17 protein-coding genes and 1 other RNA gene are annotated in these 18,154 nt (G+C 75.8%); 9 read left to right on the plus strand and 9 right to left on the minus strand.

The features are described 5' to 3' along the window. Nucleotides 1–31: 31 nt before the first annotated feature. Nucleotides 32–796 carry a class I SAM-dependent methyltransferase gene (locus ACIQPQ_RS03220; protein WP_401299011.1) on the plus strand — a complete coding sequence of 255 codons (765 nt, stop codon included), beginning with the start codon at nucleotides 32–34 and terminating at the stop codon, nucleotides 794–796. On the opposite strand, the gene ACIQPQ_RS03225 is transcribed toward ACIQPQ_RS03220, so the two are convergent. The 3 genes from ACIQPQ_RS03225 to ACIQPQ_RS03235 are packed head-to-tail and all read right to left on the minus strand — an operon-like array spanning nucleotide 750 to nucleotide 4,443. After that, nucleotides 750–2,435 (minus strand): hypothetical protein, encoded by a 1,686-nt coding sequence (locus ACIQPQ_RS03225; RefSeq protein ID WP_401299014.1) that lies wholly within the window; start codon nucleotides 2,433–2,435, stop codon nucleotides 750–752. The genes ACIQPQ_RS03220 and ACIQPQ_RS03225 overlap by 47 nt on opposite strands. A gap of 2 nt (nucleotides 2,436–2,437) precedes the next feature. Next, a complete protein-coding gene (locus tag ACIQPQ_RS03230) occupies nucleotides 2,438–3,070 on the minus strand; it encodes a response regulator (protein WP_401299621.1) in 633 nt (210 codons plus the stop codon). Nucleotides 3,071–3,075: 5 nt separating this feature from the next. Further along, complete coding sequence (locus tag ACIQPQ_RS03235) at nucleotides 3,076–4,443, minus strand: sensor histidine kinase (RefSeq protein ID WP_401299017.1); 1,368 nt, start codon at nucleotides 4,441–4,443, stop codon at nucleotides 3,076–3,078. A gap of 315 nt (nucleotides 4,444–4,758) precedes the next feature. On the opposite strand from ACIQPQ_RS03235, the gene ACIQPQ_RS03240 reads away from it, so the two are divergent. The 3 genes from ACIQPQ_RS03240 to ACIQPQ_RS03250 all read left to right on the plus strand — a co-directional run bounded on the left by ACIQPQ_RS03240 (nucleotide 4,759) and on the right by ACIQPQ_RS03250 (nucleotide 7,839). Continuing rightward, nucleotides 4,759–5,616: a MaoC/PaaZ C-terminal domain-containing protein gene (locus ACIQPQ_RS03240; RefSeq protein ID WP_401299019.1), complete on the plus strand. Its 858-nt coding sequence runs from the start codon at nucleotides 4,759–4,761 to the stop codon at nucleotides 5,614–5,616. A gap of 150 nt (nucleotides 5,617–5,766) precedes the next feature. Beyond that, a complete protein-coding gene (locus ACIQPQ_RS03245) occupies nucleotides 5,767–6,843 on the plus strand; it encodes a Zn-dependent alcohol dehydrogenase (RefSeq protein WP_401299022.1) in 1,077 nt (358 codons plus the stop codon). Between the two features lie 9 nt (nucleotides 6,844–6,852). After that, nucleotides 6,853–7,839 carry a 3-oxoacyl-ACP reductase gene (locus ACIQPQ_RS03250; protein WP_401299025.1) on the plus strand — a complete coding sequence of 329 codons (987 nt, stop codon included), beginning with the start codon at nucleotides 6,853–6,855 and terminating at the stop codon, nucleotides 7,837–7,839. Nucleotides 7,840–7,939: 100 nt separating this feature from the next. Here the strand turns inward: ACIQPQ_RS03250 and ACIQPQ_RS03255 are convergent, their stop codons facing one another. Together ACIQPQ_RS03255 and ACIQPQ_RS03260 are read right to left on the minus strand one after the other, a co-directional pair. Continuing rightward, complete coding sequence (locus tag ACIQPQ_RS03255) at nucleotides 7,940–8,122, minus strand: hypothetical protein (RefSeq protein ID WP_401299028.1); 183 nt, start codon at nucleotides 8,120–8,122, stop codon at nucleotides 7,940–7,942. Between the two features lie 96 nt (nucleotides 8,123–8,218). Beyond that, nucleotides 8,219–9,433 carry a hypothetical protein gene (locus ACIQPQ_RS03260; protein ID WP_401299623.1) on the minus strand — a complete coding sequence of 405 codons (1,215 nt, stop codon included), beginning with the start codon at nucleotides 9,431–9,433 and terminating at the stop codon, nucleotides 8,219–8,221. A gap of 278 nt (nucleotides 9,434–9,711) precedes the next feature. Between ACIQPQ_RS03260 and ACIQPQ_RS03265 the strand changes: the two genes are divergently transcribed. From ACIQPQ_RS03265 to ACIQPQ_RS03275, 3 genes are all read left to right on the plus strand, one after another. After that, entirely contained in the window at nucleotides 9,712–10,584 is an 873-nt protein-coding gene (locus ACIQPQ_RS03265) for a Nif3-like dinuclear metal center hexameric protein (RefSeq protein ID WP_401299030.1), read from the plus strand. Then, complete coding sequence (locus ACIQPQ_RS03270) at nucleotides 10,581–11,324, plus strand: zinc ribbon domain-containing protein (protein WP_401299626.1); 744 nt, start codon at nucleotides 10,581–10,583, stop codon at nucleotides 11,322–11,324. The genes ACIQPQ_RS03265 and ACIQPQ_RS03270 overlap by 4 nt, the downstream gene beginning before the upstream one ends. A 302-nt stretch (nucleotides 11,325–11,626) precedes the next feature. Continuing rightward, nucleotides 11,627–13,015: a bifunctional RNase H/acid phosphatase gene (locus ACIQPQ_RS03275; protein WP_401299033.1), complete on the plus strand. Its 1,389-nt coding sequence runs from the start codon at nucleotides 11,627–11,629 to the stop codon at nucleotides 13,013–13,015. A 34-nt stretch (nucleotides 13,016–13,049) separates the two neighbouring features. Here the strand turns inward: ACIQPQ_RS03275 and eda are convergent, their stop codons facing one another. Then, nucleotides 13,050–13,787 (minus strand): bifunctional 4-hydroxy-2-oxoglutarate aldolase/2-dehydro-3-deoxy-phosphogluconate aldolase, encoded by a 738-nt coding sequence (gene eda, locus ACIQPQ_RS03280; protein ID WP_401299036.1) that lies wholly within the window; start codon nucleotides 13,785–13,787, stop codon nucleotides 13,050–13,052. An 88-nt stretch (nucleotides 13,788–13,875) separates the two neighbouring features. Further along, entirely contained in the window at nucleotides 13,876–14,664 is a 789-nt protein-coding gene (gene yaaA, locus ACIQPQ_RS03285) for a peroxide stress protein YaaA (protein ID WP_401299039.1), read from the minus strand. Nucleotides 14,665–14,862: 198 nt separating this feature from the next. Between yaaA and ACIQPQ_RS03290 the strand changes: the two genes are divergently transcribed. Next, nucleotides 14,863–16,305, plus strand: coding sequence for an RNB domain-containing ribonuclease (locus tag ACIQPQ_RS03290; RefSeq protein ID WP_401299042.1), 1,443 nt, complete (start codon nucleotides 14,863–14,865; stop codon nucleotides 16,303–16,305). Here the strand turns inward: ACIQPQ_RS03290 and ACIQPQ_RS03295 are convergent. Together ACIQPQ_RS03295 and ACIQPQ_RS03300 are read right to left on the minus strand one after the other, a co-directional pair. Beyond that, a complete protein-coding gene (locus ACIQPQ_RS03295) occupies nucleotides 16,292–16,876 on the minus strand; it encodes a hypothetical protein (RefSeq protein WP_401299045.1) in 585 nt (194 codons plus the stop codon). The genes ACIQPQ_RS03290 and ACIQPQ_RS03295 overlap by 14 nt on opposite strands. Beyond that, nucleotides 16,873–17,646, minus strand: a complete 774-nt coding sequence (locus ACIQPQ_RS03300; protein ID WP_401299048.1) for a MerR family transcriptional regulator — start codon at nucleotides 17,644–17,646, stop codon at nucleotides 16,873–16,875. Before ACIQPQ_RS03300 ends, ACIQPQ_RS03295 begins: the two co-directional genes overlap by 4 nt. 96 nt (nucleotides 17,647–17,742) lie before the next feature. Here ACIQPQ_RS03300 and rnpB point away from each other — a divergent pair. Further along, nucleotides 17,743–18,144, plus strand: an RNA gene (gene rnpB / locus ACIQPQ_RS03305) — RNase P RNA component class A. Nucleotides 18,145–18,154: the final 10 nt, after the last annotated feature.

Raw genomic sequence — 18,154 nt, forward strand, 5'->3', positions numbered from 1 at the left:
GACATCCGTACGACGGGAAGGACCCCCTGCGATGAGCGCGGCACCTGCGACGAGCGCGGCACCCGGGCCCGGGACCATGGCCGCCTTCGAGGCGGCGAAGGGGTTCATGCCCGCCGACGAGGGACGCGCGCTGTACGCCGCCGCCGTCGAGGCCGCCGCGCTGGGCCTGCCGCTCCTCGAAGTCGGCACCTACTGCGGGCGGTCCACGATCCTGCTCGCCGACGCGGCCCGCCGCGCCGGGGTCACCGCGCTGACCGTCGACCACCACCGGGGCAGCGAGGAGCAGCAGCCCGGCTGGGCGTACCACGACCCCACGACCGTCGACCCCGAGGTCGGCCTGATGGACACCCTCCCCACCTTCCGCCGCACCCTGCACCGGGCCGGGCTGGAGGAGCACGTGGTCGCGCTCGTCGGACGGTCGCCGCAGATCGCCGCGTTCTGGAACACGCCCCTCGGCCTGGTCTTCGTCGACGGCGGCCACACCGACGAGCACGCCGGGTCCGACTACGAGGGCTGGGCGCCGCACGTCGCCGAGGGCGGCCTCCTCGTGCTCCACGACGTCTTCCCCGACCCCGCCGACGAGTTCACCGGCCAGGCCCCCTACCGCGTCTACCTCCGCGCCCTCGCCTCCGGCGCCTTCACGGAGACCGCGGTGACCGGGTCGCTGCGGGTCCTGCGGCGCACGGGACCGCACACGCCCCCGACGACGCCCCTGATGGCGACCCCGACGCCGACCCCTACGGTGCCTCCTACGGGTTCGGCCGGGGGCGGGACGGCTCCGGGCGGCGGCGCCTGAGCCGTCCCCGGACGGCGAAGGCGGCCCCCGCGAGGGCGGCCCCGGCCGCGCCGACGGCGAGCCAGGTGCCGGGGCGCCGGTGGAGGGGCGGCGCGGGGGACGCCTCCAGCGGGAACACGGCGACGTCGTTGCCCGGCGTGCGGTCGAAGGGGTTCCCGACCCGGACCGTGCCGTGGGCGCCGGGGACCCGGCGGTCGATGCGGACGTGGAAGACGATCGTGGTCTCGGTGACGGGGTTCCCGGTCGTGCCTGTGCCGCCCTCGGTCTCCGGGGCGTGCTCCTCGTGGCGGGCCTCCATCAGGCGGTCGTTGCCGAGGTCGCAGACGAACGCCGCGCCGGGGCCCGGCCGTTCGGGGCGGTCGCAGGCCCAGTCGCCGCCGTCGCCCTCGAACGTCCACGGCACCGACGTGACCGTGGTGCCCTCCGGCGGGACCACCTCGAACCGGCCGAGCGAGTCGCTGTCCGGCGGGGTGCCCGGCCCGAGGTTGCGCACCCCGAGCCGTACGGCCACCGTGTCGCCGACCCGGCCGCGCACGGGCGCGGTGACGGGCCGGTAGTCGGCCTGGGTCGTCGTGGTCACCGCCAGCCGGCCCTCGTCCGCCGTGAACGCGCCCAGCGCCGCGGTGCCCTTGGAGTCCGTGGCGTCTGTGGAGTCCTTGGCGTCCGAGGCCGCGCGGACCAGGGTGAGCGGGGCGCCGGTGCCCCGTACGGGATGACCCTCGGGGCGCTCGGGGGCGGCCGACCAGGAGTAGGTGAGCGCCCCGCGCATCGCTCCGTCCGGCGCGGAGTACGTCAGCGGCACGGCGGTGCGGTAGGCGGTGCCCGGCGGCGGCCGGTCCGGGAACACGCACCAGGCCGAGTCGGGGGTGCCCGTGGACGCCTCGGCGACGGCGTCCCGCGCGACGTAGAAGCAGTTGGAGTGGCGGGGCGCCAGCCGCAGGCCGTCGGCCCGCACCTGGAGGGCGACGCCCCGGCGGGCGGGGAAGCGGGTGGTGTTGGCGAGGGCCGGGGTGAACTCCGCCGCCCGGCCGGGGCGCAGCCCGCCCACCGTCCGTTCCTGGCGCGGGGCGCGCAGGCGGGGCTCCCCGACGAGCATGCGGGTGGTGCCGGTGACGGACGCCGCGTTGTCGGCGGTGGCGGTGTACGTGACCGTCCCGGCGTCACCCGGCTCGACCCCGGCGAGGCCGTGCAGGGCGAAGGGGGCGTTGGCCTCGCCGTCGCCGTTCTGCACGTCGCCGTAGACGCAGGTGAAGACCGGGCCCGCGGCCGTGCAGTTGCCGTACCCGCCCTCGGTGACGCGGGCGACCCCGGCCAGGCCCGAGGTGTCCACGACCACCCTCACCCGCCGGGCCGGACCCCCGGCGCTCCGCACGACGGACACCGGGACGACGAACTCCGAGGTCTCCCCCTCGGCGCCCTCGTCGGCGCTGTACATGGTGAACGTGCGGGGCGCTTCGAGACGGAGGGTCACGGGGGAGGGGGCGGCGGGGAGGGAGGCGGGGCGGGCTTCGGGAAGCGCCGCGGGGGCGGCTCCCGTCGTCGCGGGGTGAGTGGGGTGTGCGGGGTGAGTGGGGAGTCCGGAGAGGCCGGGGAGCAGGGTCAGGGCGGTCGCCGCGAGGGCCGCGGTCAGGCGTATCACGGTCAGAGCCAGCCCTGCTGCCGGGCCTCGCGGCGGGCCGCCGTGCGGTTGCGGGTGCCGGTCTTGCCGATCGCGGAGGAGAGGTAGTTGCGGACCGTCGACTCCGACAGGTGCAGCAGCGCGGCGATGTCCGCCACCGTCGCGCCGTCCCCGCAGGCCCGCAGGACGTCGCACTCACGGGCCGTCAGCGGACTGGGCCCGGCGCCGAGCGCGGCGGCGGCCAGCGCCGGATCGACGACCGTCTCCCCGGTCAGCACCCGCCGCACACAGGCCGCCAGCTCCTCCACCGGCCCGTCCTTGACCAGGAACCCGGCGGCCCCGGCCTCCATCGCCCGCCGCAGATAGCCGGGGCGGCCGAACGTGGTGAGGATCAGCACCCGGCAGTCGGGCGCCTCCTCCCGCAGCACCGCGGCGGCGTCGAGGCCGCTCATGCCGGGCAGTTCGATGTCGAGCAGCGCCACGTCCGGCCGGTGCAGCAGCGCGGCGTCCACGATCGCGTCCCCCGTCCCCACCTGCGCCACGACCTCGATGTCCGGCTCCATCCCCAGCAGCAGCGCCAGCGCCCCGCGCATCATCCCCTGGTCCTCGGCGAGCAGGACCCGGATGGACTTGGCGGGGCGATGGTCGCGGGGCATCTCGTTCACGTGCCCAGCGTAGGTCCGGCGGGCGGGGACGGCACGGGCGTACGGGCTGAGTCGGCGGGGTTCGTGACGGCACCGGAGTCGGCGGCGCCGGCGGCGGGCGTCGAGTCGGCGGCGGGGTCGTGGGGGCCGGCCGGGAGGCGGGCGGTGACCCGGAAGCCGTGGCCGTGGGGGAGCGGACCCGCCGTCAGGGAGCCGCCCGCGGCGGTCAGGCGCTCACGGAGGCCGGTGAGACCGGTGCCTGTGCCTGGGCCTGGGCCTGGGCCGGTGCTTTTGGCTGTGCCTGTGTTTTTGGCTGTGCCGTCGGCGGTGGTGGGTGTGCCGTCGTCCGTGACGGTCAGGCGGGCCTCCTCCGGGGTCCGTTCCACGGTGATCGCGCAGCGGGTGGCGCCGCTGTGCCGGACCACGTTGGTGACCGCCTCGCGGAGCACCCAGCCGAGCAGGGTGTCGGCGCGCGGGGCCAGGGGCGGGCCCGACCGGTGCAGCACCGGTTCGACGCCCGCCGCCGTCAACGCCGAGCGGGCGCTGTCGAGTTCGGCGGTGAGTCCGCCGGCGCGGTAGCCGGTGACCGCCTCGCGGATCTCGGTCAGTGCCTGGCGGCCCACCGTCTCGATGTCGGTGATCTGCGCGACGGCCGCCTCCGGGTCCCGGCCCGCGAGCCGCCGGGCCGCCTCCGACTTCACCACGATCACCGACAGGGTGTGGCCCAGCAGGTCGTGCAGGTCGCGGGAGAACCGCAGCCGCTCCTCGGCCACCGCCCGCCGGGCCAACTCCTCACGGGCGGCGCGCAGTTCCCGTACCGCCTGGGAGAGGGAGAGGATCGCCGCCGTCACCATCACCGACAGCAGCGTGCCGTACGCGATGCTCAGACCGTCGGTCCAGCCCTCCCGGAGTCCGGCCGCCACGCCCGCCGCCACGGCGAGTCCGACGCCCGCCGGGCCCAGCCACCGCCCGCGCAGACAGGCGCCGACGGCCAGCCCGAGCAGCGGGAAGAAGTTCAGCCAGCTGCCGCCGTAGCCGAGGGCCAGCGCACCGGTCACGAGGACCATCAGCGCCAGCGCCGTACGGGTGGACGCCGCCGTCCGCTTCTCCTCCACGAAACTGCGGAACACCACATAGATGTAGAGGGAGTTGAAGGCGAGCAGGCCGAGCCCGGCCAGCCAGGGGCTGGCCGCCTCGCCCTGGAGGAGGTGCGAGAAGGCGCCCATGCCGAGCAGCAGCCAGGGGAGCAGGGAGAAGCCGCTCGGCGCGGGACCGCCCGCCGATCCCCGGTTCCGGCCTCCGTGCCGGTCCTCGCCCCGGTCCGGGTCCCGGTCCGTCTCCCGCCGCTCCCGCGCGCCGAGGCCGTTCGGTGTCGCCCTCTCCATCTCCGGGTCCCCCTTCGGTCATCCGTCACCGGTCTTCGGTCGTCCGCCGTCGGTCATGACGCTATGCGGCAGGGGCGACCCCGCGGCAGAGCCGTCCGTACGGACCCGGCCGGGACAAATGTCACGGGGACCGGTCCGGCCCGCGTGTCCCGGCCACTGATCTGACGCAGTGTCAGGAGTCTTCACTTGTGTCAGGCGCTCGGCTATACAGAGGGGCGCCGGACTGGAACACGTTCTGATCCCGCCCGTGACGACCTCGGTGCGGCCGACGGTGCGGACGGTCGCGCCGAGGTCTCAAGACCCGCCAGGAGTCCCATGCCCATCGACCCAGCGAAGGCACTCGCCGCCGGACCCCGGACCGGCCGGATCGCCTGGACCCGCAGAGACGTCCTCCTCTACCACCTGGGCGTCGGCGCGGGCGTCCCCGCCACCGACCCCCGCGAACTGCGCTACACCCTGGAGTCCCGGCTGCACGTCCTGCCGAGCTTCGCCACGGTCGCGGGCGCCGGCGCGCCGGGTGTGATCGACGGACTGTCCCTGCCGGGCATCGACGTCGACCTCGCCCGTGTCCTGCACGGCGGCCAGACGCTCACCCTGCACCGCCCGCTGCCCGCCGAGGGCTCCGCCGTCACCAGCGGCCGGATCGCCGCCGTGTACGACAAGGGCAAGGCCGCCGTCCTCGTCGTGCGCACCGAGGCCGCCGACACGGACGGCCCGCTGTGGACGAACGACGCCCAGATCTACGTACGGGGCGAGGGCGGCTTCGGCGGCGAGCGCGGACCCACGGCCCGCCCCGAACCGCCGCGGGGCGACCCGGACGTGGTCGTCGACCGGCGGCTCCGGGAGGACCAGGCGCTGCTGTACCGCCTCTCCGGCGACTGGAACCCCCTGCACGCCGACCCGGAGTTCGCCCGGCAGGCCGGGTTCGACCGGCCGATCCTGCACGGCCTGTGCACGTACGGCGTCACGCTCAAGGCGGCCGTGGACACCCTGCTCGACGGGGATGTGAGCCGGGTGCGGGAGTACGCCACGCGCTTCGCCGGGGTGGTGTATCCGGGGGAGACGCTGCGCATCCGGCTGTGGCGGACCGAGGGCGCTGTACGGGCCGCCGTGAGCGCGGTCGAACGCGACGAGGCACCGGTCCTCGTGGACACGGTCGTCACCCACACCTGAGCCCGCTGAACCCACACCTGACCCCGCCGACCCCGCATCTGAACCCGCACCCGCACCCACGTCCTCACATCCGCACCCACGTCCGCACCCACGTCCGCACCCACGTCTGAACAGAGCCCAGGCGCCCCGTGCGCCGGAGGGAGCCGCACCATGCGCGCAGCCGTACTGCACGAGACGGGCCAGGAGAAGCTGGAGGTGCTCGACGACGTCGAGGCGGTGGGGTTCGGCCCCGGCAAGGTCAGGATCAGGGTGCGGGCCACCGGCCTGTGCCACTCCGACCTGTCCGCGATGAGCGGGGTGCTGCCGCAGCCCGCGCCGTTCGTGCCCGGCCACGAGGGCGCGGGCGAGGTGCTGGAGGTCGGCGAGGGCGTCACCCGGGTCAGGCCCGGCGACCGGGTGGTGCTCTGCTGGCTGCCCGCCTGCGGCGCCTGTCCCTCCTGCCGCCGCGGACAGACCCAGCTCTGCCTCGCCGGGTTCATGAACGCCGGGACGCCCAACTTCCGCCGCGCGGGCGGGGACGTGTTCGGCTTCGCGGGCACCGGCACCTTCGCCGAGGAGGTCGTGGTCGACGCGGGCTGCGCCGTCCCGATCCCCGACGACGTGCCCTTCGACATCGCCGCGCTGATCGGCTGCGGGGTCACCACCGGCCTCGGGGCCGCCCTCAACACCGCGGACGTGGCGGCCGGTTCGTCGGTGGCGGTGATCGGCTGCGGAGGCGTGGGCGTCTCCGCGATCCAGGGCGCCCGGCTGAGGGGCGCCGCCGAGATCGTCGCCGTCGACCCCGTCGCCGGTCGCCGCGAGGCCGCCCTCGGCTTCGGCGCCACCCGAGCCGTCGCCCCGGACGAACTCGCCGACACCAAACAGCGGTTGACGGGCGGCGAGGGCTTCGACTACGTCTTCGAGGTCGTCGGCCGCTCCACCACCGCCCGCACCGCCTACGACACCACCCGGCGCGGCGGCACCCTGGTCGTCGTCGGCGCGGGCGCCCTCGACGACGTCCTCCAGCTGAACATGTTCGAGCTGTTCTTCGACGAGAAGCGCATCCTGCCGTCGATGTACGGCGGCGGCGACGTCCTGGCCTCCTACGAGCGGACCATCGCCCTGTGGCGGGCCGGACGGATCGACCTGGCGGGCCTCATCACCCACCGGGTGCCGCTCGCGGAGGTCAACGAGGCCCTCGACCAGATGCGCACCGGCACCGCCCTGCGCACCTGCGTAGAGATCTGAGGCACCGTCATGTCCGTTGCCCCATCCGTGGACTTCCCGGAGACGCGGCCGCTGAAGGGGCGGGCGGCGATCGTCACCGGGGCCGGGCGGGGACTCGGCCGCGCCGAGGCTCTGGAACTCGCCCGGCTGGGCGCGGCCGTCGTCGTCAACGACCTCGGCCGTCCCGGCCGGGACGGCTCCGGCGCGGCCTCGGCCGGACCCGCCGAGGAGGTGGTCCGCGAGATCCGCGCCGCGGGCGGCACCGCGCTCGCCCACACCGGGGACGTGGCCGACTTCGAACAGGCCCGCGCGGTCGTCGCGTTGGCGGTCTCCGAGTTCGGCGCGCTGGACGTCCTCGTCAACAACGCGGGCATCCTGCGCGACCGCATGGTCTTCTCCATGACCGAGGACGAGTGGGACACCGTGCTCCGGGTCCACCTCAAGGGCCACTTCGCCACCACCCGCTTCGCCGCCGCGCACTGGCGCGAACGGGCCAAGGCGACCGGCGGACCCGTGTACGGGCGGATCGTGAACACCTCCTCGGAGGCGTTCCTCGCGGGCTCCGCCGGACAGCCCAACTACGCGGCGGCCAAGGGCGGGATCGTCGGCCTCACCACCTCCACCGCCCTCGCCCTCGCCAAGTACGGCGTCACCGCGAACGTCATCTGCCCGCGCGCCCGGACCCGGATGACCGAGGACGTCTTCGCGGGCGCGCACCGCCCCGCGGAGGGTCTCGACCCGCTCGCCCCCGAGCACGTCGCCCCGCTGGTCGGCTACCTCGCCTCCCCGGCCGCCGCCCGGATCAGCGGCCAACTGCTCGTCGTGCACGGGGGGATGGTCGCCGTCGTGGAACGGCCGCGCGTGGCCGCCCAGTTCGACAGCGGACAGGACACCTTCACCTACGCGGAACTGGACGCCCTCCTCACCCCGCACTACGCGGACCGCCCGCAGGACGAGACGTTCGCGGCGGCGGAGGTACTGGGACTGCGCCGGGGGCGGGGGGCACGGCACTCGTAGCACCACCGACCTGACCGAAGCATGCCGGGGACGGCGGAGGGCCCGCCCGTCGCGAGGACGGGCGGGCCCTTCCTGACCTGCCTGCCGTACCTGACTGCCGTCAGGCAGCCGCTTCGGCCTGCTCCCCGGCCGGCTTGCGGTGCCGCCCCAGCGGCGCGGACCCGGCCTCCTGGGACGAGACCGCGCCACGGTGCCGGCCGTGTCCGGCGTCCGCCGGGAACTCGGCGGTGTGCGGCTGGTTCGGCGCCTGCGGCTGTGCCTGCATCGTGCTTGTGTCGCTCATCGGAAGACTTCACCCCGTCAACATGATCCTTCTTGCAGCCGGACGATTTTATCCAGCGGACCGAGGGGCGAATCCAGGCGGCCGCGCCAACCGCGACTAGTTCGTTACAAGCCGTGCCAGGGGCGCCTGTTGAAGCGGAACCGGACGCGCGGCGACCGGCTCCGGGCCCTCCGCTTCCAGCTCCGGACCGGGGCTGTCACCGGCGTCGTCGTCGGCGCCTCCGACCGTGCGGGCGGTGTCTCCGACCGCGAGGGCGGTGTCTCCGACCGCGCCGGGAACACGGTCCGCGTCGGCGGTCTGCGGCCCGTCCTCCGGAACTCCCGCACCGGGCCGGGTCACCCCCGGCACACCGACCCGCGCCACCGCGCAGGGTTCGGCCTCCGTGGCGTACGGCAGGAGCAGCAGCCCTGCCTCGGTCCAGTGCCCGCTGCCCGTCAACCAGCCCGGCGGGGCGGCGAGTTGCCGCATCTGCCGGTCCGCTGCGCGCCAGACGCCGACCCAGCTGCCGTACGGCCCGTCCACCCGCAGCGCCACCGCGCAGCTCTCCGGTTGCAGGACCTGCCCCGGCTGGACGGCGAACGGCGTGAGCGCGCAGCCGTCGAGGCGCAGCGACTCCGGGAACCGGACCGGCAGGGTGCTGCCCAGCACCCCCCAGCCGAGGCGGGCCGGACCGCCCGGATCGGGGGCGTCGGAGCCGATCAGGATCAGCCCGCTGTCCGGGTCGGCGAGGAGGAGCCGGTCGTCGCTGTCGGCGGCGATCTGGAGCAGCGGGGAGACCTCGCCGCCGCGCTCCAGGTCGACGGCGACCGCCTTGGTCCGCCCGTCGAGGTCCCGGTCGAGGGCCAGCAGGCGTCCGGCGCGGTCCAGCCAGACCCCGCCCGAGCAGCGGCCCGGCACCTCGGCGACCTGCTCCGGCCCGAAGGCGCCGCCCGCGACCAGCCACAGGGCGGTCGAGCGGGGTCCGGCGGCGAGGGCGTACGCGCGGCCGCCGCACGGGGCGGGCGGCAGCAAAGTGAGGACGGTGTCCTCGTCGGGGCACTCGACCGCGCCGAGCGGAAGCTCGCCGGTGCCCGGCCCGGTCGGATACAGCAGCGAGAACGCGTGCCGCCCCTGGCTCACGCGCCGGATCAGGACCCGCCCGTCGCCCATCGGCTGCACCTCCGTGCCGGGCTCCTCCGGCTGGAGGACGGGCAGCGGTACGGCGTACGGCTCCGGCCCGTCCAGGGTCCAGCGCTCCGGGAACCAGGAGTCGCCGCTCCGGGCGAGGCGGGCCGCGTAGGCGCCGTCCGCGGTGATCACGCAGGCCGTCATGGTGTCGCTCACCTCCGCGCAGAAAGCTAGTTTTCGCACGCGCGCCCGGAGCACCACCGAGCGCCGTCTTCGCCCTTACGAGTGGCGAAGAACCGGTTCTTCTGCAAGATGCCCGGGTTTATGCCGGACCTTCCAGCCCGTCTGGGGGCACAGCCCCCAGGTTCGGGACGGGAAGGGGCGGCGCAGGCGAACCCAAGACAGGCACCCCCACCCCCCACCCCCCACCCCCCACCCCGCCACCGTCACACCCCCCGACCCCCGCCAGGTAGCCTTTCCCCGTGCCCCGCCTAGCTGACGTCCTCACCGCCCTGGACACCCTGTGGCCCCCCGACCGGGCCGAGTCCTGGGACGCGGTCGGCACGGTCACGGGCGACCCGGACCAGCCCGTCACCCGCGTCCTCTTCGCGGTCGACCCCGTCCAGGACACCGTGGACGAGGCCGTACGCCTCGGCGCCGACCTCCTGGTCACCCACCACCCCCTCTACCTGCGCGGCACCACCACCGTCTCGGCGGCCACCTTCAAGGGCCGCGTCGTGCACGACCTGATCAAGCACGACATCGCCCTGCACGTGGCGCACACCAACGCCGACACCGCCGACCCGGGCGTCAGCGACGCCCTCGCGGACGCCCTGGACCTGCGGGTCCTGCGCCCGCTGGTCCCGGACCCGAGCGACCCCGCGGGCCGCCGCGGCCTGGGCCGGATCTGCGAGCCGGACCGCCCGCTGACCGTCCGCGAGCTGGCCGCCCGCGCCGCCCAGCGGCTGCCCGCGACCGCGCAGGGCATCCGCCTCGCCGGAGACCCGGACGCGGCCGTCCGCACGGTCGCGGTGAGCGGCGGGTCCGGCGACAGCCTCTTCGACAACGTCCGCGCGGCGGGCGTCGACGCCTTCCTCACCGCCGACCTGCGCCACCACCCGGCCTCCGAGTTCCTCGCGGACCGCGCACACACCGGGCGTCCGCTGGCGCTGCTCGACGCGGCGCACTGGGCGACCGAGTGGCCCTGGTGCCAGCTGGCCGCCGCCCAGCTCGACGAGATCTCCGACCGCCACGGGTGGGACCTGCGGGTCCACGTCTCCAAGACGGTCACCGACCCCTGGACCCCATGGACCCCGTGGACCAGTCCTTCCCCTTCACCTGGAGCCCCCAACTGAACGCCGCGCCCGCCGACCAGATCCGCCTTCTCGACGTCCAGGCCCTCGACGTCCGCCTCCAGCAGCTGGCGCACAAGCGCAGGTCGCTCCCCGAGCACGCCGAGATCGAGTCGCTGACCAAGGACCTCACGCAGCTGCGCGACCTGCTGGTGGCCGCCCAGACCGAGGAGAGCGACACCGCCCGCGAGCAGACCAAGGCCGAGCAGGACGTCGACCAGGTCCGCCAGCGCGCCGCCCGCGACCAGCAGCGTCTCGACTCGGGCGCGGTCACCTCCCCGAAGGACCTGGAGAACCTCCAGCGCGAGATCGTCTCCCTCGCCAAGCGCCAGGGCGACCTGGAGGACGTCGTCCTGGAGGTCATGGAGCGCCGCGAGTCCGCGCAGGAGCGGGTCGCGGAGCTGACCGAGCGCGTGGGCTCCGTGCAGGGCCGCATCGACGACGCCACCGCGCGCCGCGACGGTGCCTTCGAGGAGCTGGACGGCGAGGCCGCCACGGTCACCAAGGAGCGCGAGGTGATCGCCGCGTCCGTCCCCGCCGACCTGCTCAAGCTCTACGACAAGCTGCGCCAGCAGCAGGGCGGCATCGGCGCCGCCAAGCTCCACCAGCGCACCTGCCAGGGCTGCCGCCAGGAGCTGTCGATCACCGACATCAACGAGATCCGCAAGGCCCCGGCCGACACCGTCGTCCGCTGCGAGAACTGCCGCCGCATCCTGGTGCGCACCAACGAGTCGGGCCTCTAGGGCCTGTCGTTTGGATCACGCCTGGGCCGCGGGGTGTGGCACGCCCTCCCCCAGAGGGGGCACCCCCAGCGGCGTTGTCGTCGGTTGCCGACGCTCCGCGTCGACGCCCTCCTCCGCCTTGCAGCTGCACGCACCACACCCCGCTCACCGGCACTCACCAGGCACCCGGGCCCGAAGCCGGCATGATCCAAACGACAGACCCTAGACCGGCCCGGAACCAGGCGGACGAGCCGGACCACACGGACGGGCCGGATCAGCGGGACGAGGCGAATCAGGACTACCAGGCGGAAAGGGCGTGCCACGTGCGGGAGTTCATCGTCGAGGCGGACGGCGGTTCGCGGGGCAACCCGGGGCCCGCGGGCTACGGCAGCGTGGTGATCGACGCGGCGACCGGTGAAACCCTCGCCGAGCGCGCCGAGTTCATCGGGGTCGCCACCAACAACGTCGCGGAGTACCGCGGGTTGGTGGCGGGCCTGCGCGCCGCACGGGACCTGGACCGGGCCGCCACGGTACGGGTGCGGATGGACTCCAAGCTGGTCGTCGAGCAGATGTCGGGGCGATGGAAGATCAAGCACCCCGACATGAAGCCGCTGGCCGCCGAGGCCGCCGCGGTGCTGCCGCCCGCCCAGGTCAGCTACGAGTGGATTCCGCGCGAGCGCAACAAGCACGCCGACCGTCTCGCCAACGAGGCGATGGACGCGGGCAAGCGCGGCGAGCAGTGGGACCCGGAGGCCTCCCGGGCCGCCCTCGACACCGCCCGCCCGGCGCTCCCCGAGCCGGACGGCCCGCCCGGCGACGCGGCGGCGGGCGCGGCGAAGGCCCGCGCGGCCCTGAGCCGCCCCCGCCCTGACGGCGGTACGGCCCCCCAGAACCCGGCCGCCCCCGCCGCCCCGGCGACCCCCGCCGCGCCGGACCCGGACCGGGACCGGGACGCCGCCCGCACCCTGGCCACCCCCTCCGCCGCACCGGAGCCCACCGCGGCAGCCCCCGCCGCGGCCCCTTCCGTCACCTCCGCCACCCCCGCCGCGAAGCCCACGGTCGGCTGGGGCTCGGCCCCCGACCTCGGCGCCCCCGCGACGTTCGTCCTGCTGCGCCACGGCGAGACCCCGCTCACCCCGCAGAAGCGGTTCTCCGGCAGCGGCGGTTCCGACCCGTCCCTCTCCGACGTGGGCCGGGAGCAGGCCGAGCGGGTCGCCGCCGCGCTCGCCCGGCGCGGCACGATCCAGCACATCGTGGCGTCCCCGCTGGCCCGCACCCGTGAGACCGCGGGCGCGGTCGCGGCCCGCCTCGGCCTGGACGTCACCGTCGACGACGGCCTGCGCGAGACCGACTTCGGCGCCTGGGAGGGGCTCACCTTCGCCGAGGTCCGCGAGCGCCACCCGGACGACATGACGGCCTGGCTCGCCGACCCGGAGGCCGAACCGACCGGCGGCGGCGAGAGCTTCGCGGCGACCGCCACCCGCGTCGCCGCCGCCCGCGACCGCCTGGTGAAGGCGTACGCGGGCCGGACGGTCCTCCTCGTCACCCACGTCACCCCCATCAAGACCCTGGTCCGGCTCGCCCTAGGCGCCCCGCCCGAGGCCCTGTTCCGCATGGAACTCTCGGCCGCCTCGCTGTCGGTGGTGGCCTACTACGCCGACGGCAACGCCAGCGTCCGCCTCCTCAACGACACCTCGCCGCTGCGGGGTTAGCGAACCGCCGCCCCCGGCGTGCGATCCCGTCCGGTCAGGCGCGGGCGCCCGGTGTCCCCAACCGGGCCGCCGCGCGGGCCAGTTCCTCCACCCGCGCCCAGTCCCGTGCCGCCACCGCCTCCGGGGGCACCATCCAACTGCCGCCGACACAGCCGACGTTGGGCAGGGCGAGGTACTCCGCCGCGTCGTCGGCGCCGATCCCGCCGGTCGGGCAGAACCGCGCCTGCGGCAACGGCCCGGCCAGCGACCGCAGATAGGCCATACCGCCCGCCGCCCGCGCCGGGAAGAACTTCATCTCCCGCACCCCGCGCTCCAGCAGCGCCACCACCTCCGACGCGGTCGACACCCCCGGCAGGAACGGCAGCCCCGACCCGCGCAGCGCCGCGAGCAGCGTGTCCGTCCACCCCGGACTCACCAGGAACCGCGCCCCGGCCGCCCGGCACTCCGCCACCTGCCCCGGCGTGAGCACGGTCCCCGCCCCCACCACCGCCTCCGGCACCCCCTCGGCGATCGCCCGGACCGCGTCCAGCGCGGCGGGCGTCCGCAGCGTCACCTCGATCGCGGGCAGCCCGCCTGCGACCAGCGCCCGCGCGAGCGGCACCGCGTCGGCGGCGTCCGCCACGACCACCACCGGCAGCACCGGCGCGAGATCCAGCACCCCCGAGGACCCCGCGGCACCCCCGAACGGCTCCGGGGCACCCACGGAAGCGGGCGGAGGGGGCGGAGGGGGCGGAGAGGGCTGCGGGGACGGCGAGGGCGGCGACGAGGTCATGCCGCTCATCCTCACCAAGCGCTGCGCAACGCGCAAAGCCCGTTGCGCAGTACGCAACGGGCTCGTTCGGGTCGGGGACCGGGTCCCCTCAGTGGACCTCGTCCACCAACACGTCCAGACTCCACGGCGTCCCCGGCCGCCCCTCGCCCGGCGCCTCGGCCTCCACCACGTACCCGAGGTCGCGCAGCGCCACCACCAGCTCGGCCGGGCCCTTCGGCGCGATCCCGGCCGTCAGCAGCGACCGTACGATCCGCCCCTTCGTGGCCTTGTTGAAGTGGCTGACGACCTTCCGGGTCGGCGCGTGCAGCACCCGCACGGTCGCCGTTCGCGCGGCGACCTCCCCCTTCGGCCTCCACAGCGCCGCGTACGCCGCCGACCGCAGGTCCAGCACCAGCCCGTCCCCGGCCGCCTCCGGCAGCACGGCCGCCATCGGCGCCCGCCAGTGCCCGGCCAGCGCGCCCAGCCCCGGCAGCCGCACCCCGGCCGAGCAGCGGTACGACGGGATGCGGTCCGTCACCCGGACGGCGCCCCACAGCCCCGAGAACACCAGCAGCTGCCGGGCCGCGCGCCGCTTCGCGGCCGTCTCCAGGCCGGCCAGGCCCAGAGCGTCGTACAGCACGCCGGTGTAGATCTCCCCGGCCGGACGGGTGCCCGCCGTCCGCAGCCCGACGTTCTTCGCGACCTCGCCGCGCAGCCCCTCGCTCAGCCCCAGCACCTCGCGGGCCTTCTCCTCGTCCGCCGCGCACAGCTCGACCAGCTCGTCCAGCACGGCCGCCCGCGCGGCGGCGAGCCCCGGCAGCGACAGCGACTCCGGCTTCAGCGGCGCGCCGCGCCCGGACGCCGCCTTTCCTTCGGACGGGGGGAGCAGGACGAGCACGGGAGGTTCTCCTCGACTTGGACCGACCGGGCCCCCGGCACCCCGGAGCCCCGCGCCAGCGTACGGCGTACCCGCCCCCCACCGCCCGCGCCCTCCCACCACCCGCACGCACCCGTACGCCGTTACCCCCCCCGCGACCCGCCCGGCCCCGCCCGCGCCGACCATGCCCCGCCCCGCCACCCGTCCTACGCTCGCCCCATGCCCCGCCGCCCGCTCCGTGTGACCGGCGCCGCCCCCGGAGGTCCCCTCCGGGCCGCGCTCGCCGCCCTGCGCGCCGACCTCGACGTGCCCGGCGCCTTCCCGGCCGGCGTGCTCGCCGAGGCGGACCGCGCCGCCCGCGCCCCCGCCCTCCCCGCGTACGACGCCACCGACATCCCCTTCCTCACCCTCGACCCGCCGGCCGCCACCGACCTCGACCAGGCCCTGCACCTGTCCCGGCGGCCCGGCGGCTACCGCGTGCGCTACGCCATCGCCGACGCCGCCGCCTTCGTCGTCCCCGGCGGGCCGGTCGACGCGGAGGCCCACCGGCGGGTCACCACCCTCTACCTCCCCGACGGCAAGGCGCCCCTGCACCCGCCCGTGCTCAGCGAGGGCGCCGCCAGCCTGCTCCCCGACGGGCCCCGCCCGGCCGTCCTGTGGACGATCGACCTCGACGCCGACGGCCGCACGACCGCCGTCGACGTGCGCCGCGCCCTGGTCCGCAGCCGCGCCAAGCTCGACTACGCGGGCGTCCAGCGCAGCCTCGACGACGGCACCGCCGAGGAACCCGTCGCCCTGCTGCGCACCATCGGTGAGCTGCGCGCCCGCCAGGAGACCGAACGCGGCGGCATCTCCCTCGCCGTGCCCGAGCAGGAGATCGTCGCCCGCGACGGCGGCTACGCGCCCGTCTACCGCGCGCCCCTGCCCGCCGAGGGCTGGAACGCCCAGCTCTCCCTGCTCACCGGCATGGCCGCCGCCGACCTGATGCTCGCCCACGGCACCGGCGTCCTGCGCACCCTGCCCACCGCCCCCGACGGCGCCGTCGGCCGCCTGCGCCGCACCGCGTACGCCCTGGGCGTCGACTGGCCGCACCATACCCCGTACGCCCAGCTGATCCGCACCCTCGACCCGGCCCTCCCGCGGCACGCGGCGTTCCTCCGCGAGTGCACCAGCCTGCTGCGCGGCGCCGGATACACCGTCTTCCGCGACGGCGACCTGCCCGACCTCACCACCCACGCGGCCGTCGCCGCCCCGTACGCCCACTGCACGGCACCCCTGCGCCGCCTCGTCGACCGCTACGCCGCCGAACTGTGCCTCGCCGCCGCGGCCGGACGGGAACCACCCGAATGGACGCTCGCCGCGCTGGACGCGCTGCCCCGCGAGATGGCCGAGGGCGGACGCCGCGCGGGCGCCGTCGAACGGGCCTGCGTCGACACCGTCGAGGCGGCCCTGCTCGCCGGCCGGGTCGGGGAGGTCTTCGACGGCTGCGTGGTCGACGTGGACGACCGGCGGCCCGCCGTCGGCACCGTGCAACTGGCGGCCCCGGCGGTCATCGGCCGCGTCGAGGGCGGCCCCGCCCCGCTGCCCCTGGGCGAGCGGCTCCCGGTCCGCCTCACCCGCGCCGACCCGGCGACGGCCACGGTCCGCTTCACGCCCGCGTGAGCGCGGCGGCCACCTCCCGGACGAGGTCGTCGGGCGCGTCGGCGTGCAGCCGCACCAGGCCCACCGGACGCCCCCGGCCGAGCGGACCCGCGTACACGACCGGCTCGGCCAGCACCAGCGTCACCGTGGTGAGCGAGCCCACCGGCAGGTTCAGCTCCCCGTCGGCCCGCTCGTGCGTGTGCCGCGTCTCCCGCCGTACGGCCGCGATCCGCGCCAGCGGCACCCGCAGGTCGACGTGCGTGCCGCCGCGTATCCGCAGCGTCCCGGCGTCGAGGACGTGCGGCCGGACCTGCCAGGCGGCGTACAGCCCGACGACGAAGACGAGCGTGTAGACGTCCAGCACCAGCACGACCGTGTGCGCGACCGGCCAGGACCGCAGCAGCACCGCCATCGCCACTGTCTCCACGACGCACACGAACCCGAACCCGGCGAGCACCGCGCCCTGCCCCCGCGCGTACCCGAACGCGCGCCCGCCCCCGCCCAGACCATGTGTCCGCCCGGCCACCCACAGCCCGATCCCCGCGAGCAGCCGCGCCTCGTGCCGGACGATCCCGGTGACGACCCGCCTCACCGCCCGCCGCCCCGGCGGCTGACGAGATCCAGGGCGCGGCGGACGGCGGCGGCCTGCGCGGGCGGGAAGTCGGCGTACAGCGCGCGCAGCATCCCGCCGTCGGGATCGAGGACCGTCCCGCCCCCGCCCTCGGGCACGTCGGACAGCAGCTCCGGCGGTACGCAGTCCACCAGCGCCCGCGCCGCCGCCTCCACCCGCGGGTCGGCGGGATCGGCGTCCGCCAGGTCGTCCATCAGCCGGTACAGCTCCTGGGCGCGGGCGACGCCGCCCGGCGCGGCGAGGATGCCGGTGAGGGCGTCCAGCATGCGGCGCCGCTCCGCGGGCCCGGCCGCCGTGTCCATCAGGGCGAGCATCTCGCGGTCCTTCGCCGCGACCGGGGAGTCCGTCGGCGGAATCCCGGCGAAGAGGGCGGCCAGCTCGGCGGAGACCGGCCCCTCCGCGGGCATCACCTCGGCGTCCAGCAGGGTCCGCAGCCGCGCCCGGCGCTCCCGCAGGGCCGCCTCCTGCCGGGCGAGGTCCTCGTCCAGCTCGGTCAGCACCTCGACCAGGTCCTTCCCGGCGTCGTCGGCGAGGACGTCCCGCACCTCGGCGAGCCCGAGCCCCAGCTCGGTCAGACGCCGGATACGGGCCAGCGCCACGGCGTGCCGCAGGGTGTAGTCGCGGTAGCCGTTGGCCCGCCGGTCCGGCTCGGGCAGCAGCCCCAGATGGTGGTAGTGCCGCACGGCCCGCGTCGTGACGCCGACGGCCTCGGCGAGTTCTCCGATCCGCATGCGACCAGTAGAAAGCCTGACGCCGCGGCAAGGTCAAGGCGACCCCGGCGGTCGAAGAGGTCCCCTCCGGCCCGCTACCATGGTCCCCACGGCAGACGAGCCAGGCGGACGGCCGCGTGAATCCCCCCACCGGGGCTTCCCGAGGAACGTCCGGACTCCACAGGGCAGGGTGGTGGCTAACGGCCACCCGGGGTGACCCGCGGGACAGTGCCACAGAGAACAGACCGCCTGGGGCTCCGGCCCCCGGTAAGGGTGAAACGGTGGTGTAAGAGACCACCAGCGCCTGAGGTGACTCAGGCGGCTAGGTAAACCCCACCCGGAGCAAGGTCAAGAGGGAGCGCCCCGGCGCTCCTGCGCGGACGATCGAGGGCGGCCCGCCCGAGTCCGCGGGTAGACCGCACGAGGCCGGCGGCAACGCCGGCCCTAGATGGATGGCCGTCACCTCGGCAGCCGCGAGGCCCCGAGGCACAAAATCCGGCGTACAGCCGGGCTCGTCTGCCGGCTTTTT

The organism is Streptomyces sp. NPDC091281, from assembly GCF_044757425.1.
Taxonomy (GTDB): Bacteria; Actinomycetota; Actinomycetes; order Streptomycetales; family Streptomycetaceae; genus Streptomyces.